19 protein-coding genes and 1 riboswitch are annotated in these 22,184 nt (G+C 36.6%); of the genes, 6 read left to right on the forward strand and 13 right to left on the reverse strand.

What is annotated here, in order from left to right:
- Positions 1–11: 11 nt before the first annotated feature.
- Genes ABC228_RS05505 through ABC228_RS05515 form a run of 3 tightly spaced genes read left to right on the forward strand, consistent with a single transcriptional unit; the run spans position 12 to position 2,513 of the window.
- Entirely contained in the window at positions 12–1,121 is a 1,110-nt protein-coding gene (locus tag ABC228_RS05505; RefSeq protein WP_345824083.1) for a GerAB/ArcD/ProY family transporter, read from the forward strand.
- A complete protein-coding gene (locus tag ABC228_RS05510) occupies positions 1,096–2,358 on the forward strand; it encodes a Ger(x)C family spore germination protein (RefSeq protein WP_345824084.1) in 1,263 nt (420 codons plus the stop codon). Before ABC228_RS05505 ends, ABC228_RS05510 begins: the two co-directional genes overlap by 26 nt.
- Complete coding sequence (locus tag ABC228_RS05515; protein WP_345824085.1) at positions 2,355–2,513, forward strand: hypothetical protein; 159 nt, start codon at positions 2,355–2,357, stop codon at positions 2,511–2,513. Before ABC228_RS05510 ends, ABC228_RS05515 begins: the two co-directional genes overlap by 4 nt.
- Before the next feature lie 36 nt (positions 2,514–2,549).
- Here ABC228_RS05515 and ABC228_RS05520 read toward each other — a convergent pair whose 3' ends face one another.
- The 6 genes from ABC228_RS05520 to ABC228_RS05545 form a co-directional block, all read right to left on the reverse strand.
- Complete coding sequence (locus ABC228_RS05520) at positions 2,550–3,929, reverse strand: Glu/Leu/Phe/Val family dehydrogenase (protein WP_345824086.1); 1,380 nt, start codon at positions 3,927–3,929, stop codon at positions 2,550–2,552.
- Positions 3,930–4,011: 82 nt separating this feature from the next.
- Positions 4,012–5,427, reverse strand: a complete 1,416-nt coding sequence (locus tag ABC228_RS05525; protein ID WP_345824087.1) for a hypothetical protein — start codon at positions 5,425–5,427, stop codon at positions 4,012–4,014.
- Between the two features lie 490 nt (positions 5,428–5,917).
- The gene (thiT, locus tag ABC228_RS05530; protein ID WP_345824088.1) at positions 5,918–6,481 is read right to left on the reverse strand and encodes an energy-coupled thiamine transporter ThiT; all 564 of its coding nucleotides are present in this window, start codon (positions 6,479–6,481) and stop codon (positions 5,918–5,920) included.
- A gap of 116 nt (positions 6,482–6,597) precedes the next feature.
- Positions 6,598–6,701: riboswitch (TPP riboswitch) on the reverse strand.
- Between the two features lie 64 nt (positions 6,702–6,765).
- On the reverse strand, positions 6,766–8,556 hold the full coding sequence (locus ABC228_RS05535; RefSeq protein ID WP_345824089.1) for a M3 family oligoendopeptidase: 1,791 nt from the start codon (positions 8,554–8,556) through the stop codon (positions 6,766–6,768).
- 161 nt (positions 8,557–8,717) lie between these two features.
- The gene (locus ABC228_RS05540; RefSeq protein WP_345824090.1) at positions 8,718–10,160 is read right to left on the reverse strand and encodes an N-acetylmuramoyl-L-alanine amidase family protein; all 1,443 of its coding nucleotides are present in this window, start codon (positions 10,158–10,160) and stop codon (positions 8,718–8,720) included.
- On the reverse strand, positions 10,135–10,410 hold the full coding sequence (locus ABC228_RS05545; RefSeq protein WP_345824091.1) for a phage holin: 276 nt from the start codon (positions 10,408–10,410) through the stop codon (positions 10,135–10,137). The genes ABC228_RS05540 and ABC228_RS05545 overlap by 26 nt, the downstream gene beginning before the upstream one ends.
- Before the next feature lie 268 nt (positions 10,411–10,678).
- On the opposite strand from ABC228_RS05545, the gene ABC228_RS05550 reads away from it, so the two are divergent.
- Entirely contained in the window at positions 10,679–11,212 is a 534-nt protein-coding gene (locus ABC228_RS05550) for a YceI family protein (protein WP_345824092.1), read from the forward strand.
- A 42-nt stretch (positions 11,213–11,254) separates the two neighbouring features.
- Here ABC228_RS05550 and ABC228_RS05555 read toward each other — a convergent pair whose 3' ends face one another.
- The 3 genes from ABC228_RS05555 to ABC228_RS05565 all read right to left on the reverse strand — a co-directional run bounded on the left by ABC228_RS05555 (position 11,255) and on the right by ABC228_RS05565 (position 13,792).
- The gene (locus ABC228_RS05555; RefSeq protein WP_345824093.1) at positions 11,255–12,118 is read right to left on the reverse strand and encodes a VanW family protein; all 864 of its coding nucleotides are present in this window, start codon (positions 12,116–12,118) and stop codon (positions 11,255–11,257) included.
- A 214-nt stretch (positions 12,119–12,332) separates the two neighbouring features.
- On the reverse strand, positions 12,333–13,544 hold the full coding sequence (locus ABC228_RS05560) for an NAD(P)/FAD-dependent oxidoreductase (RefSeq protein ID WP_345824094.1): 1,212 nt from the start codon (positions 13,542–13,544) through the stop codon (positions 12,333–12,335).
- Positions 13,545–13,660: 116 nt separating this feature from the next.
- Entirely contained in the window at positions 13,661–13,792 is a 132-nt protein-coding gene (locus tag ABC228_RS05565; RefSeq protein WP_345824095.1) for a hypothetical protein, read from the reverse strand.
- 56 nt (positions 13,793–13,848) lie between these two features.
- Here ABC228_RS05565 and ABC228_RS05570 point away from each other — a divergent pair, with 56 nt between their 5' ends.
- The gene (locus ABC228_RS05570; protein WP_345824096.1) at positions 13,849–14,292 is read left to right on the forward strand and encodes a DUF2663 family protein; all 444 of its coding nucleotides are present in this window, start codon (positions 13,849–13,851) and stop codon (positions 14,290–14,292) included.
- 62 nt (positions 14,293–14,354) lie between these two features.
- Here the strand turns inward: ABC228_RS05570 and ABC228_RS05575 are convergent, their stop codons facing one another.
- On the reverse strand, positions 14,355–15,635 hold the full coding sequence (locus ABC228_RS05575; RefSeq protein ID WP_345824097.1) for a SpoIID/LytB domain-containing protein: 1,281 nt from the start codon (positions 15,633–15,635) through the stop codon (positions 14,355–14,357).
- Positions 15,636–15,935: 300 nt separating this feature from the next.
- On the opposite strand from ABC228_RS05575, the gene uraA reads away from it, so the two are divergent.
- Positions 15,936–17,189, forward strand: coding sequence for a uracil permease (gene uraA / locus ABC228_RS05580; RefSeq protein ID WP_345824098.1), 1,254 nt, complete (start codon positions 15,936–15,938; stop codon positions 17,187–17,189).
- Between the two features lie 43 nt (positions 17,190–17,232).
- Here uraA and ABC228_RS05585 read toward each other — a convergent pair whose 3' ends face one another.
- The 3 genes from ABC228_RS05585 to dacB all read right to left on the reverse strand — a co-directional run bounded on the left by ABC228_RS05585 (position 17,233) and on the right by dacB (position 21,976).
- Positions 17,233–19,398: a type IA DNA topoisomerase gene (locus tag ABC228_RS05585; RefSeq protein WP_345824099.1), complete on the reverse strand. Its 2,166-nt coding sequence runs from the start codon at positions 19,396–19,398 to the stop codon at positions 17,233–17,235.
- A 171-nt stretch (positions 19,399–19,569) separates the two neighbouring features.
- Positions 19,570–20,430, reverse strand: coding sequence for a manganese catalase (locus tag ABC228_RS05590; protein ID WP_345824100.1), 861 nt, complete (start codon positions 20,428–20,430; stop codon positions 19,570–19,572).
- 148 nt (positions 20,431–20,578) lie between these two features.
- Complete coding sequence (gene dacB, locus ABC228_RS05595) at positions 20,579–21,976, reverse strand: D-alanyl-D-alanine carboxypeptidase/D-alanyl-D-alanine endopeptidase (RefSeq protein WP_345824101.1); 1,398 nt, start codon at positions 21,974–21,976, stop codon at positions 20,579–20,581.
- Positions 21,977–22,184: the final 208 nt, after the last annotated feature.

Raw genomic sequence — 22,184 nt, forward strand, 5'->3', positions numbered from 1 at the left:
GGGGAATAAATATGGAGCAATCTAAGCAATTAATTGGAATAAAAGAATATATTGCTATTGTCATATTAATGATTGGTACCAAATTATCCGATGATACACCAGCCATATTATTTGAACAAATTAAAAATGCTGGGTGGATGGCACCGATTATCAATGGGATAATAGCAATTATTCCAATTTACTTATTAATGAAGGTAGTTGGAAATTATAAGGATAAAAGCTTAGCCGAAGTAACAGACCATCTATTTGGCAAATTTTTCGGTTTTATTATTTTGTTTACACTCCTGGTAGTAGCATTTTGTGCCACTATTGTGGATACAGCAATTTATACTGATATTATCGGAACCATGTACTTTACCAAAACACCCACTATTATTATCTATGGTATTTTAATTGTGGTATGTGCATATGGCGCAAGAAGAGGCTTTGAACAAATCGGTTCTGCAGCATGGACCGTCTTCCCGTATTTACAGGTCTCTTTATTATTGGCACTAATTTTATCGATTAGAGAGGGAAATACGGCGTTTTTATTTCCTTTATTTGGCCCTGGACCATGGGAGATTGCAAAAGAAAGCTCCCTCAGACTATCAATATACGCTGATTTCTTTTATCTATTTTTATTTTTTCCACTTATTAAAAGCAAAAAGGATTTTATAAAGGGGACATGGCTTGGGCTCGTTTTCATTGTTTTGAATATAGCTATTTTCATGACTTGCTTTGTTTTTTTATTTGACTATAAAACTATTATGCAATTGAGTTATCCCTATCATGAGGTTATACGAACTATATCGATGGGTTTTCTAACGAACATGGAAACATTTTTCTTGCCTTTTTGGTTAATTGCTTCCTTTGTTAGATTCAGTATTTATTTATATATCAATGCTCTCTTAATCGGACATTTATTTAGGATTCGGCATTTTGAATACTTAATTCCCTCTTTAGCAACACTTATTGTATTTCTTGGGCTGATCCCGGAGAGCCCTACCTTTACGATTTTTAACTTAAAGGAAAAAATATTATTAATTGCGACACCGCTATTTTTCTTTTTACCCGTTCTGATGTGGGTCGTTGCAATGTTTAAAGGAGAGTTTAAACATGCAAATAAGAAAAAACGCAAGTAAGTTTACCGTTTTTCTATTCATTTTACTTTTCCTATGTGGTTGCTGGGATCAAAAGGAAGTAGAGGAATTAGCTTACGTAATTGCTGTTGGAATTGATAAAGCAGAGGATCATGAGAATCGTGTGAAGATTAGCTACTTAATTGCTAACCCAGAAGCTGGTTCAACAGCAGAAGGTGGTGGTTCCCAAGAACCTCCTAGGGAAATAATTTCATTTGAAGCAGATGACTTCATTTCTTCCAAAAATTTAGCCAATACGGTTATTACGAAACATGTTACATATGACCTGTTACGGATGATTATAGTTTCCGAGGATTTTGCTCGAGATGAGAATTTTATCAGGTGGATTTATGACGCAACTAAATCCATGGAGATAAGAAGAGATATTAGGTTATTAGTGTCAAAGGAGGATACTGCTACTTTCTTACAAAATAATAAACCTGTACTTGAAACAAGACCACATGAATACTTTGAAAAAATACTCGATATTGGTAATGAAATTGGTACAACTCCTCCATCTGAACTGAACACTTTCTTTCGAATTACTGAAGCTGATGCAGATTTATTCTTAGGAATATATGGCACAACCGAGAAAGGCGAAAAAAAAGAGTCTGACGGTGATCCAGACGAGATTACAGCAGGAGAATTCAAATATGAAGGTGAGACAAATACAACACAATTTGTTGGATCAGCTGTCTTTAAGGAAGGAAAAATGATTGATACACTTACCATCGAAGAAACAAGATTATCATATTTATTGAACCCAACATTGAAGCCTGGATTTTTCTTAGGTACATTTCCAGATCCCTTTGATGACAAGTATCGAATTGTTACCCGTATTGAAGCAAATGGCCCGTTAAAATTTGACATGAAGCTGAATGGTGGTAATAAGCCAAGTATCCATGTGAAAATTCCATTATTACTCGAAGTCATGTCCAATCATAGTATGACAGACTATCCAAAGGATGCTAAAAAAAGAAAAAAACTGAAAGAGTCGTTAAAAGAAGATATAACGAGAAAGTTTGAGGATTTCGTAAAAAAAACACAGGAAGAATACAAAACAGAGCCCTTCGGATGGTCCTTAATCGCAAGAAAGCAATTCGGCACTATTAAAGCTTGGGAGAATTTTGATTGGATGAAGACTTACCCAGGTATGAAAATAGAGGTTTCCGTACAGCTTAAACTTGGTAAGTTTGGAAGACAGAGCGACTTACCTAGACTCGAGGAGGTTCGAGATTGAAGCTACTTATTTGGGCAGTAATGTTAATTATGTTCACGTACACAATTGGCTTCTCCATTACGCTTTGGAAAGAAAAGAGCAGAGCGGGTTCAATAATTGTGTTAATCATAGCATTGGCTATCGCCGTATCACCCTTTTTTACAGTATTGAGATAAAATTAAGGCTTACACAAAATGTGTAAGCCTATTTGCTTAATACAGTTTCCCTTGTCGATACAGGATTTCAGAAAGCTTCATCACAGCATGTATATAACAATTCTGCCTTAACGGGAAGGGATCACCAAAGAACTGTGGTAAAACAGAATCAAAGGTTCCTTTCATTTTACGATAAAGCTTCTCAAATACCTCATCCTCTTTATAAAACTGTGTCTCTCTACCCTGTAACCATTCCAAATAGGATACAATGACACCCCCAGCATTCGCTAGAATATCTGGAATGATAATAACACCTTTATCACTTAAATACGCATCCGCTTCCGAAGTAACAGGTGCATTGGCCCCTTCTACAATAATGGAGGCCTGTACTTCCTTCATATTCTCTTGATGTACTTGATTCTCTAGTGCAGCTAAAAACAAAACATCCACATCTAATGTTAGCACGTCTTCACGATTCAGTATTTTTGCATTTACATCTGCTTTTTCTAATTGTTCCTCTGTTAATGGGAGGTCTCCTTTATTAGCAGAAATATATTTTACTAAACCAGGAATATCAAGCCCATCGGAATTGTGTAATGTTACATTTCGGTCACTCACAGCTACGACTTTATTGTTTAAGTGATTACATTGATATGCTGCCAACGCAGCTACAGAGCCTACATTTCCAAAGCCTTGCACCGCAATGGATAATGATTTCTCTTTTAACGCTAGTGCGGTTTTCGCAAACATATTCTCACGCTCAGACAACCATTTCTCTTGATCCTGAACAAAGTCATGCATGAGGTAACGGAAGGTGTAATACACACCCTTACCAGTAGCTTCTCTCCGTCCCAGTGACCCACCATTTGCTACGCTTTTCCCTGTAAAGCTACCTCGATAGGATTCCCCAGGTCGAATGCTCTTATATTCCCCCATCATCCAGTCCATCTCTCGCTCGCCAGTACCGACATCAGGTGCTGGAACATCCTTGTCTGGGCCAAGTATATCACTAAAATATTGCACATACTTCTTACAAATTCGGTAGAGATCTTTTTCACTATAATCTCTTGGATTAATGACAACCCCGCCTTTTCCACCACCAAACGGCACTTCATGCAGGGCATTTTTTAATGTCATAAGTGATGCTAGATTTACTACTTCTTCTTCCTTAACGGATTCATGGAATCGAATCCCACCTTTATATGGTCCAAGAATATTATTATGTTGGACGCGAAATGCCGGGATTCGAACAACCTGCCCATTCTCAAGTGTAACGCGAAGATAAGATTTATTCACATGATTGGGAGTGGATAGAATTGAAAGCAACGAAATTGATGCTTTTTTTCTTCTTTCCCCTTTTAATTCCGGTAAGAATGACTTATCATCCATTAATGCACGTAAGGAATCTTTTACGATATCTACTGTTTGATTTGCCACAATATAACCTCCACCATTATTTTTTACTTTAGTATAATTGTAACAAAATCAAATACTTATACCAATTTTGCATGGTTATAACTCACAGGAAAATAACCGCAGCTACTGTCATAACTACTAATCCTAACATTACTGGAATAAAGTTTTTCCGTACGAGATCCATAACGGATACACCACAGAAACCTGCAATCGCAATTAATGATGACCATGCAATAATCGTACCTCCACCAGTCCAAATTGCTCCCATTTGGCCAATTGCTGCTAATGTTTCGGTATCGATTCCATTCGTCTCTAATGATGCAGCCAACGCTCCTGTCAAAGGTAACCCTGAAAAACCTGAGCCATCCAATCCCGTAATAATTCCTATTACTAAGATGCTAAAAGCTACAAGTAATGCACTTTGTGGCAGAAAATCCTGCGTTGCCTCTACTAAACCAAATAAAAACGATGGACCTTCTTCAACACCTAGTATTCCTCCGGCAAAATCACCACTACCTAGGAAGAAGAATCCCGCAATTGGAATTACTGGTCCCATTGCTTTAAATGCAAACACAAATCCGTCTGTAATATGGTTTGTAATATAATCTAAAGCATGGTGTTTTCCAAAGGCAATAGTTGACATTAATAGTAATATAACTGCAACACCACCAACAAAAGCTGCTCCGTCTCCGCCAATTAATCCACCACTATCAGAAAATAATTTAGAGTACATCATGTAAATGACAACAATCAGAAGTGTAAGTGGCACTACTACCGCAAATGTTTTACTCCACCTTGATAGATTTGATGTTTTTGCCTCATTATTCGAGCTCTCTATTGAATTCAATGTTTGTAACTCTGTTTCATTTTGTGGGTCATCTTTCGAACGAATGGTTTTCCGGTACATAAAATATGCGAGTAGAATTGCTACTCCACCAGCAATTACGGATAGAACTAGTGCTTTATCTGCCACTGCACCAGCATTAACTCCTGCTGAAGCTGCTGACAGACTTGGAGCAACCTGCACAATATAGTCTGAGGATAATGCCATCCCCTGCCCTGCCAAAGCAATTGCAACAGCAGCAGTAATGGCAGGTAAACCAGCCCTTACAGCAGCAGGTACAAGAAGTGCACAAATTAATGGAACGGCTGGTGTTGGCCAAAAGAATAAGGAGATTACAAAAGTAACACCTACTAAAACAAAAAACGAAATATGCCCATTAACCATCACCTTTTGTATTGGTTGAATCATCCGGACATCTGCGCCCAAATCCTTTAACGAATTTAACAGAGCAAGCATAAATGTAATAATTAAAAAGATACTAAACAATTCTTGTGCCGCTATCAGATTGGCATTAAAAATTGCGGTGAACCCATCAATAATATTTCCGTTATAAACCGAAGCAATAATAAATGTTCCTAGCAATGTGGGAAGTACGACACCTTTTCGAAAAATCATCGTGACGATAATAACGAGTGTAAAGAATCCGTATAACCAATGGGCAAATGTAAGCTCCACATTCATCTTCCTTTCTTTACCGTTGTGCTATAGCCTATGCGTGAACAATCATAGCGGTGAAAGGGAGATGTACGATAATGTAGTTTCTGCTTCTATATTTGAAAGAGGTTTGTATTACGGTGATCATCTAATGATTTATTATTAAGATTGCTAGAATTAATTTATGTAAGGCGGAGTTTATTACTTATCTGGATGGGAGATAGCGGATGTTGATGTAAAAGCAATTGAATCGAAAGCCAGTAGACTTAGTATTTACAGTCCAGTCTTCTATAGTTTCTATTATAGTTTCTCTGCGCATTCATGACAGTGGATAACACCGTTCTCATATACACCGTCTAGAAATCCGTTTTCACAAAAAACATTCTTCTTACAAGTAGTGCACTGACCAACTAATTCTTTCATTTACTTCACCTCTTATCTCCATTATAAAAGAAATCCAAAAAAGGGTAACCTCTTTTTAAGAGATTACCCTTTTGTGAGCGGAAAATAATTATGCTGATTGTAGTAGTGTTTTTGGTTGTTTGATAAATAAAATGAAAACGACAATGGTTGTGATAATAAATGAAGGTAACATGTAAGAACCGTTATATATTAAAGAATATAACCATAGCGCTTGACCTTCTGGTGCATATTCTGCCCAGAAAACGATACCCGCATAAAAGTGAGCTAAAAACCTTAGCGCCGTGCCGAGAAATACTCCTAGCGTTATATAGACGAAACGTTTCCCTACTTTACCATCTTTAATTGCTTGCTGTACATGTCTAGCAAAAATACCAGCTACTCCTAGTGCCGCAAATGCAAAGCAGTATTCAATAAATGCTTGTAAAGGCGTCTTAATATCAGGACCGAAAGCTAATTGAAGTGCTCCCCAGATAAATCCTGTTAATAGTCCTCCCTTTAATCCCCAACGAAAAGCAACGATAAATACTGGTATCATAGCAAAAGAAATTGATCCACCGTTAGGCATTTGAATAGATGGAATAAAATCTAATAATAAAGCTAAAGCTGCGAAGATTGCCACTTCAACCATGAACAATGTGCGTTTTGAACTCACATCAATTCCTCCCCTGTTGTAATCTAAAAATCTACTAATAGATTTTCAAACACAAAAAAAGCAATGCCAAGGGGAAGCTTCCTGATGGGGAATTCCGCTCACATTGCCTTTCATATCCATCAAAAAAGCCACCATCCCTACGCTAGTACTAACTAACAGGTTCTAAGGGTCTGAACATGTTCTGTTCACTCTCAGCCATTTGGCTCCCCCTGTGGGCTTATTCATTCACTTTTTTTGTTAACGCTATTGTATATTACTTTTCCAATTCTTGCAAGATTATCCGTTTATAACGAAATAAACTCTTCTACATCCTTCACACAAAGTGCAATGGCATCTTCCCAGAAGTCTGGCTTAGTCAGGTCAACATTTAAATGCTTCTTAGCGAGGTCTTCTACATCCATGCGACCAGTGTCTCGTAATAATGCTATATAGTCATCTTCAAAACTCTTATCACTCTTTTGTGCATGTGCATAGATTCCTAAACTAAACAGATAACCGAAAGTATATGGGAAGTTGTAGAATGGTGTACCTGTTATATGGAAGTGTAGTTTTGATGACCAGAAATTTGGATCATACTCTTCTAGTGCATCACAGTACGCTTCCTTCTGAGCCTCTAACATTAATTCATTTAAACGATTTACAGATACCATTCCTTGTTTTCTTTCTTCATAAAATCTAGTTTCAAACAAGAATCTTGCATGGATATTCATAAAGAAAGCAATACTGCGTTGTACTTTGTCCTCTAGCAATTCTCTTTTTTCTTCTTTACTTTCTGCACTCTTAACGGACGCATCTGCAACAATCATTTCAGCGAAGGTTGAAGCCGTTTCTGCTACATTCATTGCATAGCCTTGATTTAATCCATGAATATCATTCATAACATGCTGATGATAGGCATGACCTAATTCATGGGCAAGTGTTGAGATATTCGATGAAGTTCCAGAATACGTCATAAACACACGTGTTTGTTCACTATCTGGGAAGCTTGTACAGAATCCACCTGGGCGTTTTCCAGCGCGATCTTCCGCTTCAATCCATCGTTTCTCAAAAGCATTCTTAGAAAAGTCAGCCATTTTGGGACTAAACTCAGCAAAATGCTTTAAGATGAAATTTGCTCCATCTGTATAGGAAGATGTCTTCACTGAATTCGATAAAGGTGCACCAATATCGTATATGCTTAGCTTGTCTTTTCCAAGAAGCTCTGCTTTTTTATTTAGATAATTAACGAAATGCTTCTTGTTATTTGTAATAGCATTCCACATTGCATCTAATGTCTCTTGTTTCATACGATTAATTGAAAGTGGTTCCTTTAGTACATTATCCCAACCACGATGTTTATATTTTTGGATGCGGAATCCCGCTAGATGATTTAATGTCTGACTAAACAAATCTGCATTACTTTCCCAAGCCTTGCTAATTTGTTGAAATACATGCTTACGAAATTCGGGATCAGGATTACTTAATTTATTTGCTGCTTGTCCTACCGAATACGATTTTACTTCGCCATCCTCTTCGATGTCGACCGACATATTTCCTACAATCGTTTCATACATTTGCCCCCATGCATGGTAACCATCTACTGCAAGGTCATTTATTAGCACTTCTTGTTCTGATGTTAGTAATTCCTTAGCTGCCTCTCTTGTTTCATTTAATACAAATGAAACCTCTTGTAAGGAATCATGTTGTAACACATTCTTCCATGCTTCATCTGGTATGGATGCAAGCTTTTGATTTAATACGGTACGAATACCACCCATTTTCGCTCCTAATGCCGTACGTTTCCCAACTAATAGTTTAGCATTTGCGTCTTTTACATTCTGTGCACTCAAGCAGCTTATAAAAGCAAATGATTCACGTAGTTTTTTCATCGCAGTTTCTAGTTGCGTCACAATGTTAGATAGCGTAGACATATTATTTTCTATATCATTTGGATCAAAATCTTGTACAGATGTAGATAATTCTTCCATTCTAGATTGTACATCTTCTAAATAAGTTTGAAACTCATTTGAATCGCTTCCTCCTGGAAATATCACATCCAAATCCCAAGTTTTCTCGTATTCTCTCGTGTATTGCATCTAATCTCTCCTTAATTTTTTATAGTTAGAATTATTTCTATATTAACAATAAGTTTAACATTTTTCACTAGATATATTTGGAATTCCGAAATATTTTTTTCTCGAAATATTATTTATCCGAAATAAATCCCTCCTCATTCGGAATGAGGAGGGAACTTATTTTAACTCGTTGTAATGGTTGCACCAGTATTAGGATGCGCATAGATTTGTACCCTACCGAAATCTCTTGTTTCTATAATATATACATGTGCCTGAGTAGTACCTAATACTTTATAGGATAATCCACCAAATTTTGCTGGATTTAAAAATCCCTTTTCATTTCCTTTAACAGGTTCAACATCTAATGGATAAACGCGCCAGGAATTTTCAGTAGCTGGCAAGTTTAATATTCTTTGATCAGTTGTAGCTTGAGAATCTGTAGTTTCCGTTCGGTTATCATCATCACGGATACTAGCCCCTGTACTAGGATGTGCATAGATTTGTACCCTGCCAAAATCACTTGTTTGTATGACGTAAACATGTGCCTGTGTTCTTCCTAGAATTTCATAGGTTAAGCCACCAAACTTAGCCGGATTAAGGAATCCTTTTTCATTTCCTTTAGTCGGTGTAACACCTAATGGATATACTCTCCAAGAATTTTCACTTGCAGGTAAGTGTAAATGCTTTCCTGTTGAACTATCTGTGGTCGGACTGTTCGGAGTCTCAATATTATTATTCGATTGTTGACTACTGCTTCGATTAATAGTAGCACCTGTACTGGAGTGACCATATATTTGCACGCTTCCAAAATCCTTTGTTTCAATGATATAAACATGTGGAGTTGTTCTTCCTAATACCTCATAGGTTAATCCACCAAATTTTGCTGGGTTTAGGAAACCAACTTCATTCCCCTTTGTTGGTGCTACATCTAAGGGGTATACCCTCCATGAATTTGCAGATGCTGGCAAGTGAATATATTCACCCGTTTTTCCACCTGGTTCACTATCCGTTTGGTTAGGACTAGGGTTTACTGGCATTTCAACATGTTCAAAGTCACCTGAAGGATTTCGATACGAATAACCAGAAAACTCACAAAACGCCTTCACAACTGCTTCCGCATATACGAGGTGTTTTTCTCGTAATTGTTGTACATCGTCTCCAGGTGAATCCGCAAAGCCGTATTCGATAATATTTGTTACAACCGTTCCGGTATCGCGAATCATAAAATAATAATCTTGATTCGGGTTACCTGGTAATGTTCTTGTAAAAACACGGCGAACATTTTGACCTGCTCTACGAATTTCTGAAGCTATTTCTTCTGCCATTGCCTTACCATCATAAATAGAATGAATCACTTCTGCACCATCTCCACCACCTGCATTTAGATGATTCGAGTGGCAATATTTTGCACCGCTTTCCCTTACAATTCTAGTACGTTGTTCGGGAGATAAGGTTCGGTCAGTAGTTCTAGTAATGGCTACAGGAACACCTAACTCTTTATATCTTTCATATTGATATAAAGAAATTTTTAATGCTAAGTCCTTTTCCTTCCAAAATCGATTGGTGCCACCTCCGGGGTCATTACCTCCATGTCCAGGATCAATGATTAAGATCGATCTTACCATTTGTTTTCCTCTCCTTTACCTTAATTAATCCCTTTTCTCGTAATGTCTCCCTCTGTTCTTTACCTCTCTTTGTTATATAGTTATTTTTAAACCAGGCAATTAGTGCAGTAATTGTAGTAAAAAGTGAAGCAATTAACTGTTCTACTGTTTCACTATCAATCGGAAGTGGCGACTTTCCAAAAATAACAAGTATTTGGTTCATAAGTGCTAAAAACAAAACTGATGTGCGAATTACTGTACCTTTATCCACCCTTTCACCTCCTTTTTTGTTCTACGGTATTATCTTCAACTAATACTTCTACGGGAACGGTGTATACCCATTTCACGTTCATCACTCCTATAATCGTATAATTTATTCATTACGGAGCGAAACTAGCATTACTATTCTATTAGCAGCATATATTCTTAATTAATAATATTTTAATTAAAGAGTCTTGACTTAAGTTAATTATCAATATATACTTAGTAACATAAAGTAACTAAAGTATTAAATATTATTTTTGGAGGGGATTATTAACATGACGAAAGCAGTATGGGCAGTAGATAAAGGACATAGTTCATTGGAATTTACTGTAAAACACATGATGATGTCTAAAGTTAAAGGGGTATTCACTGAGTTTGATGCTACAGTGGAAGCTGATGTTAATGACTTAACTGACGCAAAAATTGAGTTTACAGTGGATCTAAGTAGTATTGATACACGTAAAGAGGACCGAGATAATCATCTGCGTTCTGCGGATTTCTTCGATGTGGAGAACTATCCTAACATGACATTTGTAGCAACCAATATCAAGAAAACAGATGAGAACGAATATGATGTAACTGGTGATTTATCTATTCATGGGGTTACAAAACCAGTAACTTTTGAAGTCACTGTGGAAGGCGTACACAAGGATCCATGGGGTAATGAAGTAGCAGGATTTAGCGGAGAAGGTAAACTAAACCGTAAGGAATTTGGTTTAGTATGGAACGCTGCACTTGAAACTGGTGGAGTACTTGTTGGGGAAGATGTTAAAATTAACATTGAATTAGAAGCTCATAAACAAGCATAAAGGTTAAAAAGCGTCCTAACGGGCGCTTTTTTAGCATTCATTTCAATTATTTTTCACCTCTACAGAATCAGAGGAAAAAATGCGTACGATCATTTTTCCATCTAAAGCTTTAGCACGGATCAAAACAGGGTGACTGTATTCATTTTTAAATACAAAATCTGGTCCCCACCAACTGACAGTCGCATCTTTACCTGGTGGAACATAGGGTACATTCCTACTATGAGAGTAGCGTTCTACAATTTTAATCCCATCAATCGAAACAGCATTGAATAATGTAGATGAAACTTGGCAGATTCCACCTCCAATATCCTCTGAGAGCTCTCCCCTGACTATAACTGGAGCACGTTTATATCCTCTCTCTTTTGTTCGTTTTCCTACAGCCTTATTAAACGAAAAACTTTCCCCAGGGAACACAACTTGATTATTAATGGCATCAGCTGCCAATTGGATATTATGTGCTCGCTCTTTATTACTTGTACGGTAGTAGGTTAAATAATGCCCCAATTCATTGGTTCGGATGTCGGATAATAATTCACTATCTACTCTCGGATAGACAGCCTTCTTGGGTAATTTCATTTCAAATGTAACATCACTATAAAAAAACGCATAAAAAAACCGTAAAAAGCCCTCACGATCCAACGTTTCCCCCTTTTTCTCAGGGACTATTGTCCAAGAGTCATCTAAAGTGGCATTTACCCCAGGTTCGTAAACCTGTTCCTCAATTCGATTAAGCAATAACCGCAATTTCTCTTGATCAATAAATCCAGAATCTATGTAATGTAAGGAAAAATGTTCTCGAATAATAGTTTCATTTACATTGTCATCGGTGATAATGAGTTCATTAGCAAAAGCAACATCTGTTGATAGTAATAATAATAAAAATAAGAATAGAATAGTCCTTTTCATACGCTATCCCTCCTTATCTTATTATTAGAAAAAGCCAGCATTTCATGTATACAAAAACCACCTCACTATTTAAGTAAGGTGGTTTTTATCATCTAAAATCTCGTTTATTTTCTAGGCTTCTACATACGATCATATATCCTATAAGAGAAGCCATTCCCGTTACCATCCAATAGAGCATCCTTCTCATGACATACAACACCTCTCTATATGTTAGCTAAAATGGACGAACCTTTCCTTTTTTCAAAAAGAGCTTCGGGCCGCCAAGCAAAAATAAATATCGATCATCCACTACTTTCTTCATGGCTGCAGCTGTTTTACCAAATAACTTAGTTCCAGAAAAAATAGTCCCCATTCCATCTGTTACTCCTAGACTCGCAACTGTTCCCTTATCACTGAATACAAAATCCTCCAGTGGTTCTTGATTTAGAAGTGCTTTTATATTATTACCACATGTAGATGCATGCTGCATTGCTGCTTGTGCAGTTGGTGGATATGGTCTATTTTCTACCTTATTCATGACCCAAGCGCAATCTCCAAGAATGAATATATTTTCATAACCAGGTGCTCGTAAATCACTATTAACCGTTACTTTACCTTTTGTTAGTTCAAATCCAGACTTACCAAGGATAGAATTTCCTGTTACCCCTCCAGTCCAGACTATTGTACCGGCCTTGATTAATTCATTATCATCGCCAACAAAAAAACCTTCTTCTGTACACTTCTTAATCCTTGCACCTTCTCGTATCTCTGCACCACGTTCTTGTAGGGACTTTCTAGCATAAGCGACTAAGTTCTTATCAAATCCAGGTAATATAGTTGGAGATGCTTCTACATTAATAATTTTTGCTTTTCCTCTATCAATATCATATTTTCTACAAAGTTTCGGTACTTTTTCCACTAATTCTCCAACAAATTCGATACCAGTAAATCCGCCCCCGCCTACTAATATGGTAAGACTTGATTCGTCTGCATCTGGATCATTTTTATACTTCGCAAACTGGTACTCCATATGTTCACGGATTAGCTGACAGGATTCAAAATTTTCGATGAAAAAGGCATGTTCTTGCATACCCTCAATACCAAAAGTATTCGTTTCATAGCCTAAAGAAATTACCAAATAATCATAGGTTAATTCACTATTTTCCAACACAATACGATTTTCATCTTTTACAATTTCTACGACCGTATCGTAGATTAAACGAACTCGATTAGGACTAATAATATCACTAATCATAATTCTTGCTTGGTTTTGATTGATTGTTCCTGCCGCAACCTCATGTAACCAAGTGGTTTGATAATGATAGTTATGTTTATTGACTAGAATTATTTCTGCTTCTTCAGGAGAAAGATTTTTCATCAATTTTTTCGTTGTCATCATGCCCGCATAACCAGCACCTAGCACAACGATTCTAGGCTTTGTACTCATGAATCGATTCACCCTTTTCACCAATTTAAAATCGTTTATTTACAGTTCCCATCACTAAAGATTACTCTATATAGTATTATGCATAAAGCGAAACTTCATTCCGCGTCAGATTTCTTTCATATCTCAATGAAGATTAATTGACGGATAGTTTTTTCTTTCTGTTCTCCTAGATAATGACTGTCCGCTATAAGCAAGCTGTAATTATTTCCATTTAACCCCAAATACACTAATTCAATTAGAAATTTCATCAATAAAACTCCTATTTTGAGTTGGACTAGCATATATATGAATTGGGGGGATCTTAATGCCAATTGCAAACATCAAAAACCTATCAATTGAAACAGAGCAACGCTTACATGCTGTTATAAAAAAGAAAAAGAAAAAAGATCGCTATGAATTCTTACGTAATACCTATTTAATAGCTAGTTTATTGCTATTGTTGGGTTTCTTTGCTTTCCTTAATTTTGCCGAAATTGAAGCAAGCTTTGATCCTTTTTCTACCTTCGCTAATATAATCGTAAATCCATTCTACTTAATAATTATGGCACTAATTGCGCTTTTTTTTGTTTATCATAATTATTATCAAAAAAAGCTCAAGAAAGAGAAAGACAAATTAAACGCCGTCAGGATTGAGGTTATTGATTATCTTGATGATTCAAAGAATATGAACTTACAGGAACAGGTAGCATTAATAAAAAAAGTTATGAAAGAGGAATACGATATTAATCTATATGTAAAAAACAAATAATTGTCTTTAAACGAACAAAAGAGAAAACAGAGGTGCTCATACACCTCTGTTTAACGAAACTACTACTGATTTATTTTTAATGCTTCACTTGAAATGTCCATAATTGTTGTTCCTGGGTAATAAAACGAAAGTATCTCTCGATAGCTCTTTCCTTGAACCCCCATAAAATGTGCCCCCCATTGACTCATTCCAACTCCATGACCATAGCCTTTACCTTTCATGGTGTATACGTCACCATTTCTTTCTAAGGAATCAATTAGATAGCTCTTAAAGATTGTTCCACCAATCATCGGTCGAATTTGATTTAGGTTAACATCGTCAAGCTCAACTTGTTCAAATAACACAAGTCCTTCAAACAACCGTCTCATAAATGAAATTGTAATAGAACCTTTAACACTTCTACCAGAATCAAGAACGGAACCATTCAATTCAAATTCAGGTATCGATAATATTTTGATATCGCCTGGATATCCGTTACGATTTAACCAACTCTTCATCGTTGTTATGATATCTTCATCCTTTTCCTCTAATTTCCCCCACCAATCTTTCTTTTCGAAATCAATCTGGTCATACTCAATTTGATTTTGGTACAGTGAAAAATCCCAAGGGTTCCTCGGATCGTATGGATCCTTCTTTATTGGAAAATACTGCAAGGCATTTCCGCCCCAGACATTCGAATTGTTTTCGGTAATACCACCGTTGCTTGCTGAATAAAAGGTTTCAATTAACCGATTATTATACGTAACAACCTCACCCTTCGTTTCTTCAACTGCTTGTGTTGTACCTGTATCCCACTCATACCCACCGTATGCTTGATAGCTAACGGTATCATCAATAATTTGGCCAAGCTTTGATACCGCATAAGTTCTTGCTGCTAAGGCCTGAGCCTTTAACGTTTCAATTCCCCAAGAAGAAAATACTTCAAATGGGACCACACCTTTTAAATAGTCCTCAAGAGGTAACTGGTTCATTGGTCTTATTACGTTTTTCCCTTCTACCACAAATTCCATTGCACCTAAGTATGGTCTATCATTCACATAAACAATATGCTCATAATCATATGTTTGTGGTACAAGAATTAACCCCCCTCTAATCTCCTGTTTTTTCTCCCCTTTTTGTTTGACATAGAGATTACCGTTCTCTAAAAGTAATTGATATTTCACTCCTTCTTGGATGCTTAGCGTTGGATCTAGTGTAAAATATTCTCCTTTTATTTCAATGGATAATTCATCCGTTGACCCAACATAATTGACTAGCTTAACAGTTACCATATTCTCTGCACTTACAAACGTTGGAATTAATAATAAAACTAGAAAAGTTACTAGAAATGTAATATGTCTCATGACTATATTTTTTCATGGTATCCTCGGTTTATTCATCCATAAAAAAAATTGATTGACATATCTGTGTAGAATTGTGTAATATCATATTAAGTTCATACGGTTACCTTTAAATCAGTCCTGTGAGACTGGCAAGGTGTAATAGACAGTGCGGCTGTCTTCATAAAAGCAGAAATCTTTAGTCATTATTCTGTTTTTATATGCTTACTTATAAGCACCTTGCCTAATATACTAGGCAAGGTGCTTTTCTTATATCTCTCACCTGGTAACTGATGAACAAAAGAGATAAGGGAGAGAAGAAACATGGCAAAATATAATGAAATTCAAGTGGATCAACGTTTACCATTCCTTCAAAGTTTACCATTAAGCTTTCAGCACTTATTCGCAATGTTTGGTTCTACTGTTTTAGTACCAATTATTTTTGGGGTAAACCCATCTACTATTCTATTAATGAACGGTATAGGAACATTACTGTACATTTTTCTTACCAAAGGTAGGATTCCTGCATATCTAGGTTCGAGCTTTGCCTTTTTAGCACCAGTTGGCATCGTTATTGATCAATTTGGGTATGGCTATGCATTAGGAGGATTCCTAGCAGTAGGGATTATCTTAACACTTGTAGGTATATTGGTGAAATTTGCTGGCACAAAATGGATAGATGTACTGTTTCCTCCGGCTGCCATGGGTGCAATTGTTGCCGTTATCGGGTTAGAGCTTGTTCCAGTTGCGGCCGGTCAAGCTGGGATTATTGGTGAAAACATCGACTCGACTACTGTTACAGTTTCCTTATTAACACTAGGAATTACGGTTATAGGTTGGGTAACATTTCGAGGGTTCTTCAAAATAATTCCAATTCTAATTGGATTTATTGCAGGATATATCCTTGCTGCCATGTACGGCTTAGTTAATTTTGAAAAGGTGAAAGAAGCAGACTGGTTTACTATTCCTGAATTTTATTCCATGCAATTCGATTGGTCAGCTATACTAATTATTATCCCTGCAGCACTTGTCTTAATCCCAGAACATATTGGGCATTTATTTGTAACAAGTAATATCGTGAAGAAGGATCTAGCAAAAGACCCAGGTCTAGATCGCTCTTTCCTCGGAAACGGGATTTCAACAATTTTATCAAGCTTTGTTGGATCAACTCCAAATACAACATATGGTGAAAACATTGGAGTATTAGCCATCACAAGAGTATACTCCACATGGATTATCGGTGGAGCAGCAATAATTGCAATTCTTCTATCATTTATTGGAAAGCTTTCAGCACTAATTTCTTCAATTCCAGAAGCTGTACTTGGAGGAATTTCCTTACTATTATTCGGAATCATTGCCGCAAGTGGGATTCGCATGCTAGTAGAAGCTAAAATAGATTATAGTAAGTCCCAAAATTTAATTTTAACTTGTGTCATCCTAGTAATTGGGATTAGTGGAGCAAAAATACAAATTGGAGAAGAAGTTGGACTATCTGGAATGGGTCTAGCAACTGTCGTGGGCATTATCCTTAGTATCATGTTTAAAATATTTGACATCCTAAAGCTATCAAACGAATAACATGAAAAGAGCTTGCAGTTAGTCTGAAACTGCAAGCTCTTTTCTATTTCTTCTCAAATTCCATACTCCATGAATAATACTGATTATCTGGATTTTTTTCATAGCTTAAATATGCATTAAATTTCTTACCTTGTTTGCTCGTTAATCCCTTTACATAGGCCTTTTGGTTCTTCAGCAGGCTCTTTACCATTGTTTTTGTGGGCTTTTTCTTTAATGCTCGCAAATACTTATCATTTTTCCAAATTGCAAATTTGCAACCGTTTTTCCAGTTACTGCAGCCAAATCCTTTACTGCCTTCTACTATCTTGCCACCGCAAGCTGGGCAAGCTCCTAGAACTTCATGAGATTGAGAAGCGCTCGATGTTGTGGTAACCTCCTGTATTGTTACCTCTTGGTCCAGTTTAATTTCTTCTACTGATTGCTTCGTAAATTGAAAGACAGTATTTAAAAACTCTCTTTTCGGTACAGCCCCTTTTTGAATATCGGATAAGGATTTTTCAAGACGACCTGTAAACTCCAGGTCAAATAAAGATTTTACAGGAAATGTTTCCACTAGATTTCTACCTAACTCCGTGCATAATAGGCTTTTACCTTGTGTGTTAATATAACCAACATCCTTTAGTTTCTTTATCGTTTCCGCCCTAGTTGCTGGTGTTCCAATGCTAAAACCAGTTAAAATGCTTCCCACAAATTCGACATCATCGTCCTCTTTAAAGCTTTTCCCACAGGTTTCCATAACTCTAAGTAATGTTTTTTCTGTATGTGGCTTTGGGGGTTTGGTAACATGTGCTGTTACTTCTGCATTTGTCACCTTCATTCGTTCACGAAGTTGAACGATTGGCAATAGCTTGTCCTTTGAAACGATTTTTTCTACCTTCTTCCACCCTTCAACAAGCTGCACACGCCCCTTTGATTCAAATATCCCTTTTACTGCTTCATCAACTATTTTCGTATGAATCTTTGTCTCTTCAAATTCAGCTACCGGCATAAATTGCATTATGAAGCGATTCTTGATTCCATCATAAACAATTTGCTCGTCAACGCTTAACCGTTTTGGTTTCATATATGTTGGAATTATCGCACTATGACTTTCTACTTTAGCATTATTAAAAACACGATTCGTCTTCATAAATTTAATTTCACTTTTATAGGGTAAATCCTCTGCTAACGTGTCTAATACCTTAGCTGTTTTCCCTACTAAGGTTTCTTCTAGAGCAGTACTCGATGTTCTAGGATAGGTAATAAACTTTTTCTCATATAGTGACTGTGCAACCTTTAGAACCTTGTCCGAAGTCCATCCCTTATATTTACTAGTAATATGTCCTTGTAAGCTTGAGAGATTAAACAGAAATGGTGGAAATTCCTTTTTCTTCTCAACTTTTTTATCGATAACAATTGCTTCTTTTTGTTGAATTAGTTCTTGTAATGTATCCAAATTTTCTCTTTGCTTAAATTTATCCTCAGAATTTTCGATGTAGGCTCCCTCATAGATATCATTATTTTCTGTTTGAAAAGTAGCCATAAGTTTAAAATAATCTTCTGGTACAAAAGATTTAATTTCTTTATCACGATCATAAATAATCTTCAAAGTAGGAAGTAATACCCTCCCAATGTTTAACGCCTTCCCCTTCCCTTTTTGATATTTTAAGGTTGCTACTGAGGTTAAGTTAATGCCTATTACCCAGTCTGCCCACTGTCGACTAACACCAGCATCTTGTAGAGGTCGTAGCTCTTCATTTGGACGTAATAATTCTAATCCTTTCAGTACTTCATCCTTTGTCCATTCATTTAATAATAATCGGTATACAGGCTTAACCGGCTTAGCTCGGTAAATAATACTGTCTCCAATTAATTGCCCTTCTCGATCATAATCACAAGCCGAAATAATTGCAGAAATATCCTGTCTTTTCATAAGGGAATGGATGATGCTCAGTTGCTTTTTCGCACCTTGGTCTGCCCATTGTCTATTCTTTGGGTTACTTTTCACTTTATATTCAAACTTGGCTGGGATAAATGGAAAATTATCCATTTTCCTCCTGGCCATTTTATTATCATAGTCTTTTGCATCATTCAACTGTAGCAAATGTCCAAATGCCCAGGTTATAAGGTATTGATTTCCCTCAAAATAGCCATCCTTCTTAACCTTTATCCCAAGTGCATCGGCGATATTTTTGGCAACTGAAGGTTTTTCTGCAAGTATTAATTTCATTGGTACACCTACTTTCAATTAGAAAAAAATCGGAAGGATAAAAGCGATTGTTTTTCGGAGTTTTTTATAGAAGAATACATGAGTGAATCTATTATACTATAATTGAAAATAATAATGTAAGTTAAAAACTGTCTTAGCAATTTAACTAAGACAGTTCGATACCAAGAGCTATTACTTCGTATTTGGATCTGGTGTATCATCTGACTTCCTCAATACTGCTGGTGGCGTATTAAAGATATATGGTGGTGCTGGTGACAGTTTTGGTTTTTTACCATATGCCACAGGATGATCAACATAATTAAATACGCCTAATCCATCCATACTCGGTCCATGAGCCCATCGACCTTTTGCGCTTTCATCACCTTTTGAGTAATTAAACAATGTGTATGAAACCTCTTGCTTCTCTAGCTTACGAGGGAATGTGCTTGGTACAACAATATTTTCTTTTTCTTCCAATTCACGAATTGCTGCATACCATTGATTTTGATGCATTGTATCTCTTGCTATTAACCAAGATAGCATATCCTTAACGCCACGGTCATCAGTCTGCTCATACAGTCTAGATACCTGTAATCTTCCTTGAGATTCTGCTGTTAGATTATGACGGAAATCTGCTAATAGATTCCCACTGGCAATAATATAGTTTGCAGTCCACCGATTTCCATTACTATCAGCTGGCATTGCTCCTAATCCGGAAACAATTGTATGTTGAGGATTAGACCCACCTAATATAGCAGCTACTACTGGATTTACAGAATCATCTAATTCTAAATCAGGCGTGCCATCTAATAATCTAGCAATCATAGTAGCTAACATTTCAATATGTGCTAATTCCTCTGCCCCTGTATCCATTAATAAATCTTTATATTTACCTTCGCCACCTCGAACATTCCATCCCTGAAATAAATACTGCATCGCAACCGAAATCTCACCAAATTGCCCACCAAGTACTTCTTGCAGTCTACGTGCAAACACTGGATCTGGACGGTCTGGCTTCGCTCGATACTGTAATTCCTTTACGTGATAAAACAACACCCTCACTCCTTCTATTCTAGGTAAAATAACCACTCTTTAATTAGGTATTCATCATCAAAGTGATTGGTGACTACCAAGAAGCCCAATTACGATATGTCCTCTGGTGTTGTTACTTCTAGAGAGCTGTACATAAAAAACAAAACAATCATGAAACGATTGTTCTGTTCTTTTCTGTGACGATATATTTTACTAATCTATCAATGATTGGTGGACCATCCTCTTCATCTAATAAATTATTTAGCATTATGGAAAAGATTAACTCTTCTCCTTCCCTTGTTGTTAAGTATCCGGATAATGTACTGACTCCCATAATAGTACCAGTCTTGGCATTTACATTTAACCCATCCAGTCGATCTCGTAATGTTCCGCCTACCATCCGATTTTGATCCCCCGCAACTGGTAGTGATTGATAAAAAGAGGGAAACCACTTTTCTTTTTGCACATGAAATAATAATTTTGATATTTCGTTGGCTGGTACAAGATTAACATGTGAGATACCTGATCCATCTCGGACAACTAACTTTTCTATATCTACTCCCCATTCCTGGATTCTTGAGTTTAGCACTTCTAATCCGCTATCCCAGCTTCCATCTCCCTTCATTACCTTTCCCATTTCTTTAACGAGTACTTCTCCATGACCATTATTACTTAGCTTCATAAATGGAGTGCAAAGCTCTGCTAATGGCATAGATTGGCACTCACTTATTAACAATGCCTGACTAGGAGTTGTTCCTGTGATAATATTTCCATTTAATTTAATTTCTTTCTTTGATAGGGCTTGTTGAAACAAGTGTAGGGCGTAATATGTTGGTTCCCATATGGCAATCCACTCTCGAACAGCTTCTGAGTCTGTTGGAATAATCCCCTCTACAATAACAAGATTTTCGCCATGTCTTCTGGTTATTGTCAGCTCTGGCTCCTCTTCACTAGTCGTGGAATAGCTAGTAATTGCTTTGTTTATAATCTGTACATAGTCGTTCTCTGGTGTCACGGTAATATTGGGACTATCTCCAGCATGATTAGTTGGAGAAATTTCTAGCATGATTGTACCCGAATCATAGTCTTCAGTTGGCGAAGCGGTTAATGCCGAAACCTGAGCGCCATAGTAACAATGCTCATCACTCCAATTTAAATCTTTTGATAATCGAACACTATCATACCAAGAATCATCACCAATGATGTTTCCAGTAATTTGACTGATTCCTCGCTCTTTTAAAACGTGAGCGAATCGTTCAAAGTCAGCTATTAATAACGTTGGATCTCCTTTTCCTTTCAGATAAAGATTTCCTAATAACCTTTCATCAACTATTTCACCGTCCGTCCACAGCTCTGTCTTAAATAAATAATCCTCTCCTAATACATCTAAACCCGCTGCACAAGTAAAAAGCTTCAAATTAGATGCTGGATGTAATCGAATATTTCCCATATGTTCATACTCTAATTCACCTGACTTCCTAGAACGTATACTTACGCCAATTAGAGAACCAGTTAATTTTGCTTCTTTCTTAAATTTGGACTCAAAACTATCCCAGAACTCATTCAAAAAATCCCCACCTTTTTTCATTTATTTAATGTATTAATTGAAGGATATTCACTAAATCACTGAAAATTCAATTAAATTTTAAAGTAAATTGCCCTTTTTTCAGGAAAACTTTCCTGATTTTCCTCCAGAAGAAGCAAAATTCTACCCTTTTCTACACTTTATTGAATATTGCCACGATGATATAGTATTCTAAGTTGTTTTTCATTAT

Source organism: Ornithinibacillus xuwenensis (genome assembly GCF_039614845.1).
In the GTDB taxonomy this organism is placed as follows: domain Bacteria; phylum Bacillota; class Bacilli; order Bacillales; family Amphibacillaceae; genus Ornithinibacillus; species Ornithinibacillus xuwenensis.